Origin of the sequence: Neisseria sp. P0018.S001 (assembly GCF_051957355.1) — a bacterium.
Classification (GTDB): Bacteria; Pseudomonadota; Gammaproteobacteria; order Burkholderiales; family Neisseriaceae; genus Neisseria; species Neisseria subflava_A.
In genome coordinates, this window is record NZ_JBQCWN010000014.1 from 1 (window position 1) to 21530 (window position 21530).

General features: G+C 48.9%; 18 protein-coding genes. 15 read left to right on the forward strand and 3 right to left on the reverse strand.

Annotation, left to right across the window (positions count from 1 at the left end):
- Positions 1-369 precede the first annotated feature (369 nt).
- Positions 370-1599 (forward strand): tetratricopeptide repeat protein, encoded by a 1230-nt coding sequence (locus ACTHTJ_RS09180; RefSeq protein WP_070583478.1) that lies wholly within the window; start codon positions 370-372, stop codon positions 1597-1599.
- A gap of 42 nt (positions 1600-1641) precedes the next feature.
- On the forward strand, positions 1642-2820 hold the full coding sequence (gene coaBC, locus ACTHTJ_RS09185) for a bifunctional phosphopantothenoylcysteine decarboxylase/phosphopantothenate--cysteine ligase CoaBC (RefSeq protein WP_070583476.1): 1179 nt from the start codon (positions 1642-1644) through the stop codon (positions 2818-2820).
- A 61-nt stretch (positions 2821-2881) separates the two neighbouring features.
- Here coaBC and era read toward each other — a convergent pair whose 3' ends face one another.
- Together era and rnc are read right to left on the reverse strand one after the other, a co-directional pair.
- A complete protein-coding gene (gene era / locus ACTHTJ_RS09190) occupies positions 2882-3811 on the reverse strand; it encodes a GTPase Era (protein ID WP_036493257.1) in 930 nt (309 codons plus the stop codon).
- A 64-nt stretch (positions 3812-3875) separates the two neighbouring features.
- A complete protein-coding gene (rnc, locus tag ACTHTJ_RS09195) occupies positions 3876-4595 on the reverse strand; it encodes a ribonuclease III (RefSeq protein WP_003748556.1) in 720 nt (239 codons plus the stop codon).
- Between the two features lie 253 nt (positions 4596-4848).
- Here rnc and ACTHTJ_RS09200 point away from each other — a divergent pair, with 253 nt between their 5' ends.
- From ACTHTJ_RS09200 to nusB, 3 genes are all read left to right on the forward strand, one after another.
- Entirely contained in the window at positions 4849-5172 is a 324-nt protein-coding gene (locus ACTHTJ_RS09200) for a DUF2185 domain-containing protein (RefSeq protein ID WP_003748560.1), read from the forward strand.
- Between the two features lie 93 nt (positions 5173-5265).
- Positions 5266-5745, forward strand: a complete 480-nt coding sequence (ribH, locus tag ACTHTJ_RS09205; RefSeq protein WP_003748562.1) for a 6,7-dimethyl-8-ribityllumazine synthase — start codon at positions 5266-5268, stop codon at positions 5743-5745.
- 121 nt (positions 5746-5866) lie between these two features.
- Positions 5867-6295 carry a transcription antitermination factor NusB gene (nusB, locus tag ACTHTJ_RS09210; RefSeq protein WP_004519698.1) on the forward strand — a complete coding sequence of 143 codons (429 nt, stop codon included), beginning with the start codon at positions 5867-5869 and terminating at the stop codon, positions 6293-6295.
- Positions 6296-6403: 108 nt separating this feature from the next.
- Here the strand turns inward: nusB and ACTHTJ_RS09215 are convergent, their stop codons facing one another.
- Entirely contained in the window at positions 6404-6862 is a 459-nt protein-coding gene (locus tag ACTHTJ_RS09215) for a type IV pilin protein (RefSeq protein WP_070583474.1), read from the reverse strand.
- 289 nt (positions 6863-7151) lie between these two features.
- On the opposite strand from ACTHTJ_RS09215, the gene ACTHTJ_RS09220 reads away from it, so the two are divergent.
- The 10 genes from ACTHTJ_RS09220 to nagZ all read left to right on the forward strand — a co-directional run bounded on the left by ACTHTJ_RS09220 (position 7152) and on the right by nagZ (position 21504).
- Positions 7152-8333 (forward strand): efflux RND transporter periplasmic adaptor subunit, encoded by a 1182-nt coding sequence (locus tag ACTHTJ_RS09220; RefSeq protein ID WP_070583472.1) that lies wholly within the window; start codon positions 7152-7154, stop codon positions 8331-8333.
- Positions 8334-8414: 81 nt separating this feature from the next.
- On the forward strand, positions 8415-10352 hold the full coding sequence (locus ACTHTJ_RS09225; RefSeq protein ID WP_070583470.1) for a MacB family efflux pump subunit: 1938 nt from the start codon (positions 8415-8417) through the stop codon (positions 10350-10352).
- A 63-nt stretch (positions 10353-10415) separates the two neighbouring features.
- Entirely contained in the window at positions 10416-11798 is a 1383-nt protein-coding gene (locus tag ACTHTJ_RS09230; protein WP_070583482.1) for a TolC family protein, read from the forward strand.
- Between the two features lie 111 nt (positions 11799-11909).
- Positions 11910-12776 carry a DUF808 domain-containing protein gene (locus ACTHTJ_RS09235; RefSeq protein ID WP_070583468.1) on the forward strand — a complete coding sequence of 289 codons (867 nt, stop codon included), beginning with the start codon at positions 11910-11912 and terminating at the stop codon, positions 12774-12776.
- A 55-nt stretch (positions 12777-12831) separates the two neighbouring features.
- Complete coding sequence (gene lnt, locus ACTHTJ_RS09240) at positions 12832-14379, forward strand: apolipoprotein N-acyltransferase (protein WP_070583466.1); 1548 nt, start codon at positions 12832-12834, stop codon at positions 14377-14379.
- Positions 14380-14658: 279 nt separating this feature from the next.
- Positions 14659-15522, forward strand: coding sequence for an RNA polymerase sigma factor RpoH (gene rpoH / locus ACTHTJ_RS09245; protein WP_004519690.1), 864 nt, complete (start codon positions 14659-14661; stop codon positions 15520-15522).
- A 147-nt stretch (positions 15523-15669) separates the two neighbouring features.
- Entirely contained in the window at positions 15670-16923 is a 1254-nt protein-coding gene (gene hemA / locus ACTHTJ_RS09250) for a glutamyl-tRNA reductase (RefSeq protein ID WP_003679373.1), read from the forward strand.
- 245 nt (positions 16924-17168) lie between these two features.
- Positions 17169-18668 carry a DegQ family serine endoprotease gene (locus tag ACTHTJ_RS09255; RefSeq protein WP_070583465.1) on the forward strand — a complete coding sequence of 500 codons (1500 nt, stop codon included), beginning with the start codon at positions 17169-17171 and terminating at the stop codon, positions 18666-18668.
- A gap of 133 nt (positions 18669-18801) precedes the next feature.
- Positions 18802-20322: a Na+/H+ antiporter NhaC family protein gene (locus tag ACTHTJ_RS09260; RefSeq protein ID WP_070459304.1), complete on the forward strand. Its 1521-nt coding sequence runs from the start codon at positions 18802-18804 to the stop codon at positions 20320-20322.
- 96 nt (positions 20323-20418) lie between these two features.
- Complete coding sequence (gene nagZ, locus ACTHTJ_RS09265) at positions 20419-21504, forward strand: beta-N-acetylhexosaminidase (protein WP_070583463.1); 1086 nt, start codon at positions 20419-20421, stop codon at positions 21502-21504.
- Positions 21505-21530: the final 26 nt, after the last annotated feature.

A 21530-nucleotide genomic window follows, 5' to 3' on the forward strand; every position in this document is an offset into this window, starting at 1 on the left:
TTTAGCAAATGTCAACTAAAATTATCGAAAATTTTAACTAACTGTGTTATACTGTCTGCTTCGTTTTCTTCACCGCGTCAGCAGCGAAGAACCGAACTATACGCCTCACAACGAAACCAGTCAACACCCAATTTCAAAAAAAATTAAAAATTTTTCACAACTATCTGTATTTAAATGATTTAAAATTTATTGGATTTTATCGTTCGATAGATAAAACAGATATCCTAAGATAAATAGTCCTGCGGCTTTGCTCTTAATTTGCCACATTCAGCATTCTTATCTCTATATTACTGGCGCTTTAGCCCTATCTACTCTTACAATCTCTACTTTCTCCAATAAAACAATCATAAATTTAGAATAGTCCCTATTATGAGTAACGAAAAGATTCAACAAAAATTTGAACAAGCATATCACTCTTTTATCGAAGAGGAAAATTACGAGGAAGCGCTAAAACGTGCCGAGATTCTTTGCCTTCTCAATCCCCAATCTGTCGAATTTCATCATAAAGTTGCTTATGCCTATCTGAAGCAATTGAAATGGGAAAAAGCCATTGAGGCTGAAATGAAAACGCTAGAGCTGGATAGCACCTATATTCCTGCTTTGGATTTACTTGCCCATGCTTACGGCGCTCTAGATAATTGGGAAAAAACCGGGTTTTACGGTCATCAAGCTTTGGTTCTAAAAGATAAAGCCATCCCAGACCTAGAACATGAAATCATTCCGACACCAGCTCCAAAAAACGGCAAACGGATTATCTCCTTTTCTTTATTTGGCAATAATTCCAAATATATTGAGCCTGCCGTCTTAAATACCCAGCTTGCTCCTGTACTTTTCCCCGGTTGGACATGTCGTTTTTATGTCGACGATTCTGTATCGGCTGAAGCTATTCAACGATTTATAAATAACGGAGCAGAAGTGATTAAAGTTGGCGCACCGTTGGACAACTGGCCGGGTACGATGTGGCGCTTTCTTGCCATTAATGATCCCGAGGTTGAATACGTTATTTTCCGTGATGCAGATTCTATTATTTGTTATCGTGATGCAGCGGCCGTATCCGAATGGATAAAAAGTGGCACACTATTCCACACTATTCGCGACTCAGGCTCGCATACTGCCCTAATTCTTGCGGGTATGTGGGGCGCTAAAGCGGGCGCAGTCCCAGATATGCAGGAAAGGATTCAAAACTTTGTCGACGAGGGCTATCCTTCCAGACATTTTGCCGACCAAGATTTTCTAGAAAAAGAATTGTGGGCCTATATCCGTCAGAATCTGTTTGCACATGACAGATTATTTGATTTCTGTAATGCACACGAAATTCCCGGCGAGTTCTACTCTAATTATCAAATCGCTTTCAGCGAAGGGGTTACCAGCTTTAATGCAACGACTGATTATGAAGACGGCAGTCTGGCAAGATGGACGCTGTACTCCAGTGCTTCACCTTTAGTCAATCCGGACTACTCGCTCAATGTTGTTCCTGAATTTAAAGTCTGCAGTTATGTGACTGAAGTGAAAAATGGAGCGGTTTCAGCATTCTTACCAAAGAGATATGGTAATGCGATTAAAGCAAAACTGGCCAGAATCAACATCGAACAAATCTAATTTGATTTGATTCCTATATCTCATTTCATGAACCCGTTATTTATGAGCAAACACATTCTCCTCGGCATTACCGGCGGTATTGCGGCGTATAAATCTTGCGAACTGGTCAGACTGCTGAAAAAGCAAGGATATTCTGTATCAGTGGTGATGACAGATTCTGCGACAGAATTTGTCTCCCCGCTGACTTTCCAAGCTTTAACCGGCAATCCTGTTTTATCGGATACCTATTCAGGCGCTTCCAATAATGGCATGGCGCACATCAATCTGACGCGCGAAGCCGATGCATTTCTTATTGCACCTGCAACTGCCAATACGATTGCCAAAATTGCCAACGGATTGGCCGACAACCTGCTGACTACTTTGGCCGCAGCCAGAAAATGTCCTTTGGCCGTTGCGCCTGCAATGAATGTCGAAATGTGGAATAACCCTTCCAACCTGCGCAATATTGAGCAACTGGTTTCAGACGGCATTACCGTGTTTTACCCAAACAATGGCGAACAGGCTTGCGGCGAAACAGGTACAGGCAGAATGGTCGAAGCGGTCGATCTGGCAGATTTGCTAGAGGATTTATGGATACCCAAGCTACTGAGCGGTAAAAAAGTTCTGATTACAGCCGGCGCAACGTTTGAAGCCATCGATCCTGTTCGCGGCATTACCAATATTTCCAGCGGACAAATGGGTATGGCTTTAGCGCGTGCCTGCCGTGCTGCCGGAGCGGAGGTCACGCTGATTTACGGTCAAATTCAGACGGCCTTGCCCGCAGGCTTAACTCATTCTGAACAGGCTGTCAGCGCAGAAGCCATGTATCAGGCGGTTCATCGCCATATTCCGAAACAAGATGTCTTTATTTCCGTCGCAGCCGTTGCAGACTATAAAGTCAAAAACAGCAGCAACGAGAAACTGAAGAAAAACGGCAATCAGCCCCCGGTTATCGAACTGACGGAAAATCCGGATATTCTCGCATCCGTTGCAGCCTTGCCTTCTCCACCATTCTGCGTCGGCTTTGCTGCAGAAAGCCATCAGGTTTTGGAATTTGCACGGGCAAAACGTTTGCGCAAAAACGTACCGATGCTGGTGGCCAACCAAGTTTCCGTTTCCATGGGTAAGCCAACCAATCAAATCACCATTATTGATGACCTTGCCGAAACCTCATTTCCAGAAACATCCAAACGCCAAGCAGCAGATGAAATCGTCAAACGCCTGGCTGAATTATTGGCTTAATCAAACAAAACAAAAGGCCGTCTGAAAATTTTTCAGACGGCCTTTGTTCAAACACATTACATTACAAACCCAATTCACGCAGAAAACGAATATCGTCTGCCCAACCGGATTTTACTTTCACCCAAATCTTCAAAAAGACTTTGGTATCAAACAATTTTTCCATATCAAGGCGTGCTTCAGTAGAAATTTTCTTCAATTTCTCCCCACCCTTGCCAATCAAAATCGCCTTTTGGCTGTCTTTATCGACCAACACCGCGATATAAATGCGGAACAGTCCGCTTTCCTCTTCCTCAAACTGCTCCACTTCAACATTCATCGCATACGGCAACTCTTCGCCCAAATAGCGGAACAATTTTTCGCGCACAATTTCCATCGCCAGGAATCGGCTGGATTTATCCGTCACCATATCTTCCGGATACATCGGGATACTTTCCGGCAGATAAGGCTTGAGCAGTTCCAACAGATTGGCAATACGCAGGCCATGTTTTGCGCTGACTGCCTCGCTGGCGGCAAACTCAAACTCTTGGCGTACTTCATTGATAAACGCCTCAAGTGCAAATTTGTCTTTGGCTTTGTCTTTATCAATTTTATTGACCACCAATACCACAGGCGTATGCTTAGGTAACTGCTTCAGCACCACGCGATCGGCATCGGTAAAGCGCATGGCTTCCACCACAAAAACCACCACATCCACGCCGCTCAGCGCTTCGGTTACGTTTTGATTAAGACGGTCATTCAAGGCATTGCGGTGATTGGTTTGAAAACCCGGCGTATCGACAAACACAAATTGCGCCGTGTCGTCGGTGTAAATACCGGTTACACGGTTGCGCGTGGTTTGTGCTTTTTTACTGGTAATACTGATTTTCTGACCGATTAAATGGTTCATCAGCGTGGATTTACCGACATTCGGACGACCCACGATGGCCACAAAGCCGCAACGATAATCGGTCGGGTGTTGCGACTCATTTTGCAAAAAGGTTTCGATATCCATTTATATATGACTTTCTTGATTGTTTCAGACGGCCTTTGCATTTTCTCAAAGGCCGTCTGAAATATTATTTTTTAGATTTTTTCAAAGGAAACTTCTGTTCCAACCATTCTAAGGCTTCACATGCCGCTTTTTGCTCGGCCACTTTCCGACTGCTGCCGCGTGCATTGCAGATGAAACCGAGTTCGCCCAAATCGCAGGAAATCACAAACATCGCATCAGCCGTCTGCTCCGCCTGCTCTTCGATTCGGTATTTCGGCAGAGCAAAGCGGCGTGCCTGCAAGGCTTCCTGCAAAGCAGTTTTACTGTCTTTCTTGCCGATATTCAAATCCGCACGTTTCACGCGTTCCGCAAACAAATGGCGAACCACTTTTTCCGCCGCAGAAAAATCAGCATCAAAACTGACCGCCGCAAACATCGCCTCCATCGCGTCTGCCAAAATCGAAGGCCGTCTGAAACCGCCGCTCTTCAACTCGCCGGCACCCAAATACAAACCGTCGCCGACATTCATTTCCAACGCGATTTCAGCCAATACACCTTCATTCACCAAAGCCGCTCGCATCCGCGACAACTCGCCTTCCGACAATTTCGGAAACGCGTCAAACAACATCCTCGCCACGGAATAGTTCAAAATCGAATCGCCGACAAATTCAAAACGCTCATTGTGTTTGGCATTGTAGCTGCGGTGGGTCAAAGCCTGCTGAAGCAGCTCCATATTGCGGAACTCATAGCCCAGACGCTTTTGAATCGCTCGATGCGCCTGCTGTTTGAGCAAATCAGGTTTCATTCCATACTTTCAAAAAACAGCCCGAAAATACGCCTCATCCGCAGTGAAACAAAATAAAAAGGCTACACCGGCAACTTTTTTATTTTGGCTCATTGTTTCTTGCGTCCCTCAAGCCGATAAACAATCAAAAGCCGTCATGTTCAAACCTGACGGCACTTACCGACATTGTACCATCAAACCGCCCCTGCACACATCCGTGCGGAAAAGCGGCGAATCGTGTAAAATCATGCCAAATCATCTCTTTGTCAACTCCATGAACAAATTTGCCCAAGCATTGGCCGCAGCGCTCGACCGCTGCATCGTCACCAACACCGTCGCCGAACAAGGCGAGCCTGTCGGCTTCCTCTACCGCGAAGCCCCCGTATTTGAAAACGACAGTGGCTGGCGTATTTTCAGCGGCGACGAAACCGACGAATACACCGACAATCCCGACAATTTCAGCATTGTCAGCCTCTCCGCCATTACCGCAGACAATCCCGACATCGCGCCCCTGCTGACTCAGGCAGAAGGCAGCGCGTGGGAATTGAACGAAGACGGCGAGTTCCAAGCCGTTGCCGATTGGCAGCCGCAAGAATAATCCATCCTCATTTCGTTTCAGACGGCCTTCCCTATAACAAGGCCGTCTGAAACCGAGCCGAATCCCTATTTCACCAATATTGAAGGAATCATCATGAACATTATCGAACCCCGCCTCGACGGTACCAACTTGCGCATCGGCATCGTTCAGGCCCGCTTCACCAACGAAATCGGCAGCGAAATGGTCAAAGTTTGTTGCCGCACCTTAAAAGAATTGGGCGTAGCCGAAGACAACATCACACTTGCCACCGTTCCTGGCGCGCTTGAAGTACCTATCGCGCTGATGAACCTCGCTTCATCCGAACAATTCGATGCCCTGATTGCCATCGGCGTTGTCATTCGCGGCGAAACCTACCACTTTGAATTGGTATCCAATGAATCCGGCGCAGGCGTCAGCCGCGTTGCTCTTGATTACAACATCCCGATTGCCAACGCCATCCTGACAACTGAAAACGACGAACAGGCCGTCGCACGTATCGAAGAAAAAGCCTCCGATGCCGCCAAAGTTGCCGTAGAATGTGCCAACTTGGTCAACCATCTTTTGTCAGAACAATACGAAGACGACGAAGAATAAGCTTCTCCCCGTATTGAATACCGCATATTTTCAGACGGCCTCTCAATCATGACATTGAGGCCGTCTGAATCATTCAATATTCAGCCGACAACCATCGGCACCCTCTTCACAAGGAATACCCATGAAAAGCCCACGCCGCCGCGCACGCGAGCTTGCCGTACAAGCCATTTATCAAGCAGGCATCAACAAAACAGCCGCTCCCGAAATCGCCAAAAACATCCGCGAACTGTCCCAAGCGCCCAATATGGATGAAGAGCTGTTCAACAAACTGTTTTTCGGCGCACAAACCCATGCCGAAGAATACATGGAAAAAATCAGCCCCCTGCTTGACCGCGACGAGAAAGACCTCAGCCCTATCGAACGCGCTGTTTTGCTGGTTGCTTGCCATGAGCTGAGCACCATGCCTGAAACCCCCTATCCTGTCATCATCAACGAAGCCATCGAAGTTACCAAAACTTTCGGCGGCACCGACGGCCATAAATTCGTCAACGGCATCCTCGACCAGCTGGCTTCCCGCATCCGCCCTGACGAACCGCGCCGCAAAGGCTAAGATTGACTTCACATTGGGTCAGGATTACCAATCTTTGCCCTGTATAAGCTAATGTGCTTATACAGCCAAACCATCAAAAAGGCCGTCTGAAATTCAGACGGCCTTTGTTTATTTCTCATCTGTGAGCGTTTCATAGCCGGGACAGTTTTGTTTATTGCTGTTTTTTGCCCAGGTAATACCGCTGTCGTTGTAATAAACGGTACAGGTTTCATTTGCGTTAGTTTCTTGGTTGGGTTCTGCCTTCAAAATATAACCTGAATCGGAAGGATTAGGCATAGAAGCCGCATTTTCGGAAGGATTAGGCGCAGAAGCCGTATCTTTGGAAAAACTAATATCGAAATATTGATTCTGCTGCAAATTTCCATCAGGAAACCCTACAAATGTACTTTTTTGAGTATAGTAGCGTTCAAGTTGTTGGGCATTATGCAGCATCTGTGTGCGGACGGATGCGAGACGCGTTTGGCGGATGTAGTTTTGATAAGACGGATATGCGATGGTAGCAAGAATGGCTGCAATCAAAACGACTATCAGCAGCTCGATAAGCGTGAAGCCTTGTTGATGTTTCATTGTATTTATGTCGTAAATAATTAGAATAAGACATGAATATTATAGTCGTTTTCTTGCGGCTTAAATGTTCAGATTCGGAGGGAGTTTGGGAATTTATGTAAATGAGGTGCAAGTTCTGAAAAATGTTTACTGCCCTTTATTTTTTATTTCAATAAGTTAAACTTCAATTTAAGCCGACCGTCTCTTGGTCGGCCTTGGTCTTTACAGTAAAATCCAGTTGTTTTTTTGTTTCTATCAATACATTTATTGCTTGTCTGCAACGTTATTTTATTGAATTGGTTCCTTTTATATGTCTAAAGTTTTCAAGTGGGCGGCCGGTACGGCTGTTGTAGTAGCAGCGGCTTTCGGCGGCTGGTCTTTGATGAAGCCTGAGCCTCAGTCTTCTTTTATTACAGAAGTGGTCAAACGCGGCGATATCCGTCAAACCGTGTCGGCAACCGGCGAAATCTCACCTTCCAATTTGGTATCCGTAGGCGCGGAAGCTTCAGGTCAGATTAAAAAACTGTATGTGAAACTGGGCCAACAAGTGAAAAAAGGCGATCTGATTGCGGAAATCAACTCAACCAATCAGATCAATACCTTAAATACCGAAAAATCCAAACTGGAAACCTATCAGGCAAAATTGGTTTCTGCCGAAATCGCGCTTTCCAGTGCGGAGAAAAAATATAAACGCGAACTTGCCTTATGGAAAGAACAGGCAACTTCCAAGGAAGACTTGGAATCTGCACAAGACTCTTTAGCCGCAGCCAAAGCCAATGTTGCCGAACTGAAGGCCTCCATCAAACAATCAAAAATCTCAATTAATACAGCCGAATCCGAACTGGGCCACACGCGGATTACCGCCACCATGGACGGCACCGTGGTCGCCATTCCTGTTGAAGAAGGCCAATCCGTCAATGCGGCGCAATCTACGCCGACCATTATCCAGCTGGCAAATCTGGAAACCATGTTAAACAAAATGCAGATTGCAGAGGGCGACATCACGAAAGTCAAAGCCGGTCAGGATATTTCATTCACCATTTTGTCCGAGCCGGACACCCCGATTAAAGCGAAATTAGACAGTGTCGACCCCGGCCTGACCACCATGTCTTTGGGCAACTACACCAGCAGCACGGACACGACTTCCAATGCGATTTACTACTATGCCCGCGCACTTGTACCGAATCCCGAAGGCAAACTTTCTATCGGTATGACCACTCAAAACACGATCGAAATCAACGGCGTGAAGAATGTTTTACTGGTACCGACGCTGACCGTGAAAAAACATAACGGCAAATCCTATGTCAGCATTTTGGGCGCAGACAATAAAGCGGTAGAACGCGAAGTAACCGTCGGTTTGAAAGACAGTATGAATACCGAAATCAAAAGCGGCTTGAAAGAAGGCGAAAAAGTGATCGTTTCTGAAATGAGCGCAGATGAAAAGAATAAGAGCAGCGAACGCGCGATGATGGGTGGCGGCCCTCCTCGCTGATTGATTAAGGCCGTCTGAAAGGTTTGGCTGTGTTTCAGACGGCCTTAGTTCCTGTATTTCTATTTTTCGCCCGGAAAGATTATGAGTTTAATCGAATGTAAGAATATCAACCGTTTTTTCGGTAACGGTGAAAACCGTGTGCACGTATTGAAAGATGTCAGCCTTTCTATTGAGAAAGGCGACTTTGTGGCGATTATCGGCCAGTCCGGTTCAGGCAAATCTACGCTGATGAATATCTTGGGCTGTCTGGATACCGCCACTTCCGGCTCTTATCAAATCGACGGCATCGAAACATCGCAAATGCAGCCGGATGAGCTGGCGGCTTTGCGCCGTGAGCGTTTCGGCTTTATTTTCCAGCGTTACAACCTGTTAAGCTCGCTGACCGCCCGAGACAACGTCGCCCTGCCTGCCGTGTATATGGGCATGGACAGTAAAGAGCGTGCGGAACGTGCGGAAAAACTGTTGGGCGATTTGGGTTTGCAAAATAAAGAAGGCAACAAACCCAGCGAACTTTCCGGCGGTCAGCAACAACGCGTTTCGATTGCCCGCGCGTTGATGAATGGCGGTGAAATCATCTTTGCCGACGAGCCGACCGGCGCATTGGATACCGCCAGCGGTAAAAACGTGATGGAAATCATCCATAAGCTGCACGAAGACGGGCATACCGTGATTATGGTCACCCACGATCCGGGCATTGCGGCAAACGCAAACCGCGTCATCGAAATCCGCGACGGTCAGATTATTTCGGATACGTCTAAAAATCCCGATATCCCGCCAAGCAAAGTGGAGAGGATTAAAGAAAAAGCTTCCTGGTCGTTTTATTACGATCAATTTATGGAAGCATTTAAAATGTCGGTACAGGCGATTATGGCGCACAAAATGCGTTCGCTGCTGACCATGCTGGGGATTATTATCGGTATTGCTTCGGTAGTATCGGTAGTAGCCTTAGGTAATGGCTCGCAACAAAAAATCCTGGAAGACATCAACTCGATGGGCACAAACACCATCAGCATCTTCCCCGGCCGTGGTTTTGGCGACCGCCGCAGCGGACGAATCAAGACACTGACAATTAATGACGCAAAAGCCATCAGCCAACAAAGCTACGTCGCCTCTGCCACCCCTCAAACCAACTCCGGCGGCACCTTGACCTACCGCAACACCGACCTGACCGCCTCGCTTTACGGCGTAGGCGAACAATATTTCGACGTGCGCGGTTTGAAATTGGAAGAAGGCCGTCTGTTTGATGATGACGATGTAAAAACCGATGCCCAAGTCGTCGTTATCGACCAAAACACCAAAACCAAACTCTTCGGAGAAGGCGTCAATCCTTTAGGCAAAACCATCCTTTTCAAAAAACGCCCGTTGACCGTCATCGGCATTATGAAAAAGGATGACAACTCGTTCGGCAATTCCGACTCGCTGATGCTTTGGTCGCCGTATACAACGGTCATGCACCAAATTACCGGCGAGAGCTATACCAACTCCATCGTTGTCAAAATCAAAGACGATGCCAACACGCAAGTTGCCGAAAAAAGCCTGACCGAGCTGCTGAAAGCACGCCACGGTACAGAAGACTTCTTTATGAACAACAGCGACAGCATCAAAGAAATGGTTGAAAGCACAACCGGCACCATGACGCTGCTGATTTCTTCCATCGCGGTCATCTCTTTGGTGGTCGGCGGTATCGGCGTGATGAACATCATGCTGGTCTCCGTTACCGAGCGCACCAAAGAAATCGGCGTCCGCATGGCAATCGGCGCACGCCGCAACAATATTTTGCAACAGTTTCTGATTGAGGCCGTCTTAATTTGTATCATCGGCGGCCTATCAGGCGTATTGTTGTCTGCAAGCATCAGCCTGGTGTTCAACTACTTTGTCACCGACTTCCCGATGAGCATTTCCATGACTTCCGTCATCGGCGCAGTTGTCTGCTCCACCGCCATCGGCGTCGCATTCGGCTTTATGCCTGCCAACAAGGCTTCCAAGCTCAACCCGATTGATGCGCTGGCTCAGGATTGATTATGTTTCAGACGACCTATTATCTTAAGGCCGTCTGAAATGCTGTTACCCGAAAGATTTTTTATGAAGACGAAACCTTTTTCCCAAGCAGCCTTATCATTGGCTGTTGCCCTTGCCCTAAGTGCGTGCGCCGCACCTAAAGCCAATCCGAACCTGACGCTGGAAGCAACCGGCCAAGTCATGAGCGCAGCCGAAACTGCCGAACGCTACGATGTAAACGGCAACTGGTGGGAAATTTACCAAAGCCAGCAGCTTAATGCGCTGATGGAGCAAGCGTTGGCCAACAATGTCGATTTGAAACAGGCGGCCATCAGCGTCAACAAAGCTTTGTATCAAGCCAATATTTTGGGCGCGGATTTGGTGCCTTCGTTCAGCGGCTCATTGGGCGCAAACGCTTCTAAAAACCTGAAAACCGGCAGCCACGGCAATACCTTCAGCAGCCAGCTTGGTTTGAGCTACGAATTGGATCTGTGGCGCAAACTCAGTGCCACTGCCGATGCGCAGGTATGGGAATACCAAGCCACGCATGAAGACATGGCCAACACACGCCTGACTTTGATTAATAATGTCGCCGATGCGTATTTCAATATCGCCTACCTGAACGAAGCCATCGAGTTGGCGCAAAAATCGCTGAAGCAATATCAGGAAATCAACCGCATTGCGAATGCCAAGTTCCGCTACGGTCGTGCCGACTCAAGCCAGCCAACCCAAGCCAAACAGTCATTGCTGAGCGCAGAAAACAGCCTGTTGTCTTTACAAAACAATTTGGATACGCAAAAACAGGTTTTGCGTAATTTGTTGAATTTAAGGCCGTCTGAAAACATGGCCGCCGATCCGGCACAATTCCGCCTGTTGCCGGTCAAAGGCGTGAACTTGGACGTACCGATTACCGTTTTGGCCAACCGCCCCGACCTGCGCGCCGCCGAATACCGCCTGCAAGCGTCGCAACAATCGGTCAACGCGCAAAAACGCAGTTGGTATCCGTCGATTACTTTGGGTGCAAGTCTGAGTACCTCTTCCGATAAAGCGAAAAGCACGTTCAATATCCCCATGTTAGGCGGCTCGGCCACCATTAATCTGCCTTTCCTTAATTGGCAGACCATGAAATGGAAAGACAAAACCGTACAGGCAGAGATGGACAGTGCCAAGCTGAATTTTGAAAAAGCCCTGACCACCGCACTTAACGAGGTCAACACCAACTACCTTGCCTACAAAAACGCGCAGGCCAGCCTTGCCAATCAGGAACAACGTTATCAGTTGGACAAGAAAAACAGCCATTACTATCAAGTACGCTACCAGCATGGTAAAAACGAGCTGAAAGACTGGCTGGAAGCTTTGAATACGGAATACAGCTCGGCTCAAAACCTGCTGAACCAACGCTATGAAGCTTTAAAATACGAAAATATGGTGTACAAAGCCATGGCGGGACGTTATACACCGAAATAGCATTTTCAGACGGCCTTTGGTTAATTTCCGTCAAAGGCCGTCTGAAACCATTCAAGCAACTGAATTTTCATATATAATCGCGCGTTTATTTGATTTTATCCGGACAACATTATGGCCTTCGCCTCTCTCTTTACGCTTTTGGACGACATCACCGCCGTTTTGGACGATGTAGCGATGATGACCAAAGTCGCCGCCAAAAAAACCGCCGGCGTGGTTGGTGACGATTTGGCGCTCAACGCCAATCAGGTAACCGGCGTATCCGCCGAGCGCGAATTGCCGATTATTTGGGCGGTGGCAAAAGGCTCTCTGGTCAACAAGCTGATTCTGGTGCCGCTTGCGCTGTTGCTTTCCGCTTTCCTACCTGCGCTGATTACGCCCTTGCTGATGATCGGCGGTGTGTATTTGTGTTTTGAAGGCGTGGAAAAACTGTTGCACAAATTTCTGCACCGCAATGAACACGAAGACGGACACGATACCGAGCCTGAAGTCACAGACGAAAAAACAAAAGTGAAAGGCGCGGTCCGCACAGATTTCATCCTCTCCGCCGAAATTATTATTATCGCGCTGGGCGTTGTTGAAAAATATGACCTGATGACGCGTTCTTTGGTTATGGCCGCCATCGGTGTCGGCATGACGGCATTGGTCTATGGTTTGGTCGGCATTATCGTCAAACTTGACGACCTCGGCATGATGTTGATGCGCCAAAAAAGCGCCGCCGTGCAAGGTATCGGACGCGGTTTGATTTCATTTATGCCTTGGTTTATGCGCGGCTTGAGCATTGTCGGCACGCTGGCGATGTTCTTGGTCGGCGGCGGACTGATCGCCCACAACCTTGGCTTTTTGCACGATTTCCTCCACGCGCAACATTGGGGCAGCGGCATGATGGAACATATCGCCAACTTGGTGGTCGGAGTAGCCGCCGGTGCCTTGGCTTGCGCAATCGTCCTGCCTGCAATGAAATTGTTTCAAAAAGACTGATTTTGTTTCCCTGCCGTCTGAAAACTTTTCAGACGGCCTCAATACCATTTAAAGCATGAATATTTTCCGTAAACTCGAACAATATTGGCAACATCCGCTGCTGTACTGGCCGCTGGTTATCTTGATTGCCGCTGCGACACCGTTCACTTTCGCCCCGTATTATCATTTCTGGCTGATGCCGCTGTTGTTTGGAGCGCTGATACGCCTGATTGAATTGCGTCCACGCTTTGCCGTCATGACTGCCTATCTGTTCGGATTAATCGGTTATACGGCGCAGTTTTATTGGATACACACTGCCTTGCATGACGTTTCGGGTTTGCCGGATTCATACGCCATCCCCCTCACCTTCCTGCTGCCGGCATTTCTTGCGCTTTATCCGGCCATCTGTTTTTGGGTGTGGAGAAAATGCAACCTGTCACGCTGGGCCAAAACCGGCCTCCTGCTGCCGATTTTGTGGACGCTGGCAGAATTTGCCCGCGAACGTTTCCTGACCGGATTCGGCTGGGGTGCCATCGGCTATTCCCAAATCATCAAAGACAGCCCGTTGGCAGGCTTCGCGCCTTTGGGCGGCATTCATATGGTCACGCTGGCAACCGCTTTCCTCAGCGCATGGCTGGTGTTGCTGATTGACAATTATGGCCGTCTGAAACACCGCCTGCTGCCCTTATTCCTTATCGTTGCACTCTGCTCCGTCGGCTACATTTCCCAACAAACCGAATACACCCGCCCTGACGGCAGCACCAGCACGGTTGCCCTGATTCAAGGCAATATCGAGCAAAATCTGAAATGGAAAGAAGAACAAATCATTCCGACCATTCAGAAATACTACGAACAAATCAGCAAAACCAGTGCCGACATCGTCATCCTGCCTGAAACCGCCCTGCCGCTGATGCGCCAAGACCTGCCCGAAGGCATCTTGGAACAATTCGCCGAACAGGCGCAAAGCAACGGCAGCGCGTTGGCCATCGGTATCAGCCAATATACGCCCGACGGCAACGGCTATGAAAATGCAGTCATCAATTTGAGCGAATATCACAACAGCACTTCTAATGTCATCCCCTACTACGCCAAGAACCACCTCGTTCCATTTGGCGAATACAAACCCTTGCCCGCCATTACCGAGCGTCTCTATAAAATGATGGATATGCCTTTGGCCGACTTTCAAAAAGGCGGCGACAACCAAGCGCCTTTGGTGATGAAAGATCAAAAAGTCGCCTTCAATATCTGCTATGAAGACGGTTTCGGCGACGAACTCATCGCAACGGCGAAACGCTCCACACTGCTTGCCAACATCAGCAATATGGCGTGGTACGGCAAATCGAATGCCATGTATCAGCAGCTTCAACAATCCCAAGCGCGTGCAATGGAACTGGGCCGCTACATGGTTCGCGCCACCAATACCGGCGCGACCGCCATTATTTCCCCTAAAGGCACGATTGTTGCCGAAGCCCAACCGGATACAGAAACCGTCCTCGAAGGCCACGTCAAAGGCTACATCGGTGAAACGCCTTATATGAAAGCAGGCGGCTCAACATGGCTTATCAGCATTTTGGCCGTTATCGGCGTATTCCTTATCCTGATTGGCCGGAAGAAATCAGAATAAAAAATTTTTAAGACCTTGTTATACAAGGTCTTTTTTATCACTAAAACTATTTACATACAGAAATGTTTGTAATATACTTAATCAAAACCAAGTAAATCACTCAAATTTTCTAAGACAATCAACCCTTGCGATTTAAACAGTAAAAACTATTGAATCTATCGTTAATTTACAGAAAAAATCCAACCCATAACAAAACAAACCACAGGCAGTGTTATACTGCTTGTCACACAATAAACAAAAAGCCGTTTTCAGACGGCCCAATCAAGGAGAGCATCCTTTATGAATAAAGCTTTTGCATTACCCGTTATCCACAGCGGCAACGGTAGCCTCGAGCAATACATTCATACTGTCAACAGCATTCCCATGCTGACTGCCGAAGAAGAAACACAACTGGCCGAACGTCAGCAAAAAGGCGATCTCAACGCCGCCAAACAGCTTATTCTGTCTCATCTTCGCGTCGTCGTATCCATCGCACGCGGCTACGATGGCTACGGCCTCAACCAAGCCGACCTGATTCAAGAAGGCAATATCGGCCTGATGAAAGCCGTCAAACGCTACGAACCGAGCCGCGGCGCGCGCCTGTTTTCGTTTGCCGTGCATTGGATTAAAGCCGAAATCCACGAATTCATTTTGCGCAACTGGCGTTTGGTCCGCGTTGCCACCACCAAACCGCAACGCAAACTGTTCTTCAATCTGCGCAGCATGCGTAAAAACCTGAATGCCTTGTCTCCAAAAGAAGCGCAAGAAATCGCCGACGATTTGGGCGTCAAATTGTCCGAAGTCTTGGAAATGGAGCAACGCATGACCGGTCACGATATCGGCATCATGGCAGAAAACAACGATGACGAGGACAACTTTGCCCCTATCGACTGGTTGGCCGACCACGATGCAGAGCCTAGCCGTCAGTTGTCCAAACAAGCCCACTACGCCCTGCAAACCGAAGGTCTGCAAAATGCCTTGGCGCAACTGGACGACCGCAGCCGCCGCATCGTTGAAAGCCGCTGGTTGCAAGACGATGGCGGTTTGACCCTGCACGAATTGGCTGCCGAATACGGCGTATCTGCCGAACGCATCCGCCAAATCGAAGCCAAAGCCATGCAAAAATTGCGCGGTTTCTTGGCAGAAGAAGCTGAAGCCGTTTAAGCCTTTCTTGATAAAAGGCCGTCTGAATCTTTTCAGACGGCCTTTTCGATGACAAACCTCATTGTATCTTCTCCCCCAACACATTCATTTTAAAGCCCACTTAAGCTATAATACCCACCACACACACTACCCAGTCATACCATAACCATGCAACTTACCGTCGTCGGACTCAATCACCAAACCGCGCCCTTGAGCATACGCGAAAAACTGGCATTTGCAGCTGCAAATCTGCCGGATGCCGTGTCCAACCTCGCGCGCAGTGAGGCGGCGGAAGAAGCAGTCATTCTTTCTACCTGCAACCGTACCGAGCTTTACTGCGTCGGTGAAACCGAAAAAATCATCGACTGGTTGGCGCAATATCACGACCTGTCTGCCGAAGAAATCCGCCCTTACCTCTATACCTTGGATAACAATGAAACCGTCCGCCACGCCTTCCGCGTCGCCTGTGGTTTAGATTCCATGGTCTTGGGAGAACCGCAAATTCTCGGTCAAATCAAAGATGCCGTCCGCGTTGCTCAAGAACAGGAAAGCATCAATACCCACTTAAACGCCCTGTTTCAAAAAACCTTTGCCGTTGCCAAAGAAGTGCGTACCGACACTGCCGTCGGCGAAAACTCCGTATCCATGGCTTCTGCATCGGTCAAAATGGCAGAGCAAATTTTCCCTTCCATTTCCGATCTGAATGTCCTCTTTATCGGCGCAGGCGAAATGATTGAACTGGTGGCCACTTATTTTGCTGCCAAAAATCCCAAGCTCATTACCGTTGCCAACCGTACACACCAGCGCGCGCAGGAATTGTGCGACAAACTCGGTGTCAACGCCGAAGCCTGTCTGCTGAATGAATTGCCCGATATTTTGCACGATTATGACGTGGTTGTTTCTTCCACCGCCAGCCAACTGCCCCTCGTCGGCAAAGGCATGGTCGAACGCGCATTGAAAAAACGCCACAACATGCCTGTTTTCCTGCTGGATTTGGCTGTTCCGCGCGATATCGAAGCCGAAGTCGGCGAATTGGAAGACGCATATCTCTATACCGTAGACGACATGATGGACATTGTCCAAAGCGGTAAAGATGCACGCAAAAAAGCAGCGGCGGCGGCTGAAAGCATGGTGGAAGAAAAAGTCAGCGAATTTATCCGCCTACAGAAAAACCGCCAAAGCGTTCCGCTTATCCGCGCTTTGCGCGACGAAGGTGAACGTGCACGCCGCCAAGTATTGGAAAATGCCATGAAGCAACTGGCAAAAGGCGTATCCGCCGAGGATGTCCTCGAACGCCTCTCCATCCAGTTGACCAACAAACTGCTCCACTCTCCGACACGCACGCTCAATAAAGCGGGCTCGGACAACAGCGAATTAATCGATGCCGTGGCGCAGATCTACCATTTGGATCAACACGACTGACCTCAATTTAAAGGCCGTCTGAAAGAAGCGAACCGACGGACAGGTCATATTCCAAAGCTTTCAGACGGCCTTAAAACAATAAAATCCCAATTATCATTTTTTCATTTAAAATGAAATGCTTGAAAAAAAACCGTTAAGGTGTAAAAATCCTACCTTATACATTTAAACAGCATTCAAACAATAAAACTGCCTGCCGGCTCAAACGCATACCGACAATACGATAGGCACCGGCAAAAGGAACTTTCGTGAATATTAAAACAAACACATATCTGGCCCTTGCTGTCCTCTCAGCTTCCCTTCTTTCAGGTTGCGACAAAGTTAGCACCTTTTTCGGCAAAGACGAAAACAAAGAACTCGTCCAACGCATAGAAACCAATACCGATGACGGGAAAGTCGGTATGTTGTTGCCCGACTTCGCCCAACTGGTGCAAAACGAAGGACAGGCCGTCGTCAATATTCAAGCGACACCGGCAAAACGCACTGCGACACCGGATGACGACCACAGCATGGACCTGAGCCAATTCCCCGACAATGATCCGTTTTACGAGTTCTTCAAGCGCCTTGTTCCCAATATGCCCGACATGCCGCAAGAAGATACCGAAAGCGACGCTTTGAATTTCGGTTCCGGCTTCATCATCAGCAAAGACGGCTATATCCTGACCAATACCCACGTGGTTGCCGGCATGGGCAATATCAAAGTCCTGCTCAACGACAAACGCGAATACACGGCCAAACTGGTCGGCTCAGACGCCCAATCCGACGTTGCCCTCTTAAAAATCGAGCCACAAGAAGACTTGCCGGTTGTCAAAATCGGCAATCCGAAAGATTTGAAACCGGGCGAATGGGTAGCCGCCATCGGCGCGCCTTTCGGCTTTGACAACAGTGTAACCTCCGGCATCGTCTCCGCCAAAGGCCGCAGCCTGCCAAATGAAAACTACACGCCGTTCATCCAAACCGACGTTGCCATCAACCCCGGCAACTCAGGCGGCCCGTTATTCAACCTCCGCGGCCAAGTAGTCGGCATCAACTCGCAAATTTACAGCCGCAGCGGCGGTTTCATGGGTATTTCGTTTGCTATTCCGATTGATGTTGCCATGAATGTGGCCGATCAATTAAAAGCCAACGGCAAAGTCCAACGCGGCCAATTAGGCGTGGTTATTCAAGAAGTTTCTTATGATTTGGCCAAATCTTTCGGTTTGGACAAAGCAAGTGGCGCACTAATTGCAAAAATCATGCCAAACAGCGCGGCACAACAAGCAGGCTTGCAGGTTGGCGACATCGTACGCAAAGTGAACGGCGAAGAAGTCCGCGCTTCCAGCGATTTGCCAGTTATGGTCGGCTCGATTATGCCGGGCAAAGAAGTAACTTTGAGCATTTGGCGCAGCGGCAAACAAACCGATGTCAAAGTCAAACTTGGCAGCGCAGCCGAACAAACGGAAACTTCTGCAAAAGAAGCCGAACACCCGCAACACGACGGCGGCCATGATGGATTTACCGTTGAAAATGCGGGTGTTACCCTGCAGGTTGAAAACGCAGACGGCAAACAGCGCTTAATCGTTCTGCGCGTTAGCGGTGCGGCCGAACGTGCCGGCCTCAAACGCGGCGACGAAATCATTGCCGTCAGCCAAATCAGCGTCAATGACGAATCCACTTTCCGTAGCGCATTGGAAAGCTCAGGCAAAAACGTACCGCTTTTGGTACAACGCGACGGCAATACTTTGTTCCTCGCGCTAAATCTGCAGTAGTCCGATTTTTCAGACGGCATGATGATGTGTTAGATGATAAAATACCCATATGTCAGAGGCAGTGGGTATTTTGTTATCCGTCTTCCAATTTAGGCCTTCTGAAAATATTTCACCGCTTATACACAATATAATTATGCAACTTATTAATTATTCGAATTCTATTTTATCTATCGTCCCGGCAGCCATCGCGCTCGCCTTGGCCATTGCAACGCGCCGTGTATTGCTGTCCTTAGGTGTCGGCATTATCGTAGGCTCATTCTTGCTGGTAGGCAGTAATCCACTTGATGCCTTGGTTCACTTAAAAGACATGGCAGTCAGCCTGACTTGGGCGGACGGCGATTGGTCCTTGGGCAAACCCAAAATCCTACTCTTCTTGGTGCTTTTGGGGATTTTCACTTCCCTGCTGACGCATTCCGGCAGCAACCAAGCATTTGCCGATTGGGCAAAACAGCACATCAAAGGCCGTCGCGGGGCGAAGCTGCTGACCGCCTGTCTGGTATTCGTTACCTTTATTGACGACTATTTCCACAGCCTTGCCGTCGGTGCGATTGCCCGCCCTGTAACCGACAAATTCAAAGTTTCCCGCGCCAAACTGGCTTATATCCTTGACTCCACTGCCGCGCCGATGTGCGTTTTGATGCCTGTATCCAGCTGGGGGGCGTCGATTATTGCTACTTTGGCAGGCCTTTTGGTGACTTACAACATCACAGACTACACACCAATGGGCGCATTCGTGGCCATGAGCCTGATGAATTACTACGCCGTCTTCGCATTAATTATGGTGTTTGTCGTTGCTTGGTTCTCCTTCGACATCGGCTCTATGGCTCGTTTGGAACGCGCCGCTTTGAACGAAACTCATGATGAAACCATTGAAACAGGCCATCCTAACGGCCGCGTATTCGCGCTGATTGTGCCGGTTTTAGTACTGATCATCGCCACTGTTTCCGCTATGATTTACACTGGCGCACAAGCTTCTGAAACCTTCTCTTTGCTCAGCGCGTTTGAAAATACCGATGTGAACACTTCCCTCGTATTCGGCGGTACTTGCGGTGTATTGGCCGTCATCCTCTGCACCATCGGCACCATCAAAACCAACGATTACCCTAAAGCCATTTGGCAGGGCATCATCTCTATGCGCGGTGCCATTACCATCTTGATTTTGGCATGGATCATCAGCACCGTTGTCAGCGAGATGCACACCGGCGAATACCTCTCCACTTTGGTGGCAGGCAATATCCACGCAGGCTTCCTACCCGTGATTTTGTTTCTGCTCGCAGGCGTGATGGCCTTCGCTACCGGCACAAGTTGGGGCACATTCGGCATCATGTTGCCGATTGCCGCCGCCATGGCCGTCAAAGTCGAACCTTCGCTGATTATCCCTTGCATGTCCGCCGTCATGGCCGGTGCCGTATTTGGCGACCACTGCTCGCCGATTTCCGACACCACCATCCTCTCTTCTACCGGCGCACACTGTAACCACATCGACCACGTTACCTCGCAATTCCCTTACGCACTAACCGTTGCCGCCTCTGCCGCTATCGGCTACCTGATTTTAGGCATGACCGGCTCTGCGCCTTTAGGTTTTGTGGTAACCGGCATCGTAATGGTTGTGTTGATTTTCATCTTAAAAGACAAGAAAAAAGCAACTGCCTAATTCAAAACCAATATTCAGACGGCCTGAGATATTCCGACACGCTCAGGCCGTCTGAATATTGCAATTACCCATATATACATTATTCAGGACAAAACAATGAATACGCCCCATCTTCCACGCGGCCCAGTCATGGCCGACGTCGCTGCCTATCATCTGACCGAAGAAGAAAAACAACGCCTGCTCGACCCTGCCGTCGGTGGCGTTATTTTGTTCCGCCGCAACTTTGAAAACGTCTCCCAACTCAAAGCTTTGGTTCAAGAAATCAAAGCCGTCCGTACACCTGAACTCATCATCGCCGTTGACCACGAAGGCGGACGGGTTCAACGTTTTATTGACGGCTTCACCCGCCTGCCGGCCATGAACGTATTGGGCGAAATTTGGGACAACGAAGGCAAAGAAGCCGCCTGCGCCCAAGCAGAACAAGTCGGCTGGGTTTTGGCAACCGAACTCTCCGCCTGCGGTATCGACCTATCCTTTACGCCTGTATTGGATTTAGACTGGGGGCAATGCGCCGTCATCGGCAACCGCAGTTTCCACCGCGACGCCAACATCGTGACCCAGCTTGCCCTTGCCCTGCAAAAAGGCCTGAACAAAGGCGGCATGAAATCTTGCGGCAAACACTTCCCCGGCCACGGCTTTGTCGAAGGCGACAGCCATCACGTCCTGCCTTGCGACGAACGCAGCCGCGAAGGGCTCGAAGCCGCCGACCTTATCCCATTCCGAGCATTGAGCCAAGCAGGCATGGCCGCAGTCATGCCTGCCCACGTCGTATACCCGCAAATCGACAGTCAACCTGCCGGCTTCTCCGAAAAATGGCTGAAACAAATCCTGCGCCAAGAAATCGGATTTAACGGCGTTATCTTTTCAGACGACCTGACCATGGAAGGTGCATGTGGTGTCGGCGGTATTAAAGAACGCGCCCGACTTTCTTTTGAAGCGGGCTGCGACATTGTACTAGTGTGCAACCGCCCTGACTTGGTAGATGAATTGCGAGACGGTTTTCACGCACCGGCAAACGCCGACTTGGCAGCACGTTGGCAATACATGGCCAACACATTGACCGTACAAGAAACTGCCGACATCATGGCAACCGAAGAATTTCAAGCCGCCCAACAGGCAACCGCCAAACTGGCAACGCCTAAAGACATCGCAGGCGGTGTCAAAGTCGGCGAAGCATTCTGATTCAAGGCCGTCTGAAACATTGACGG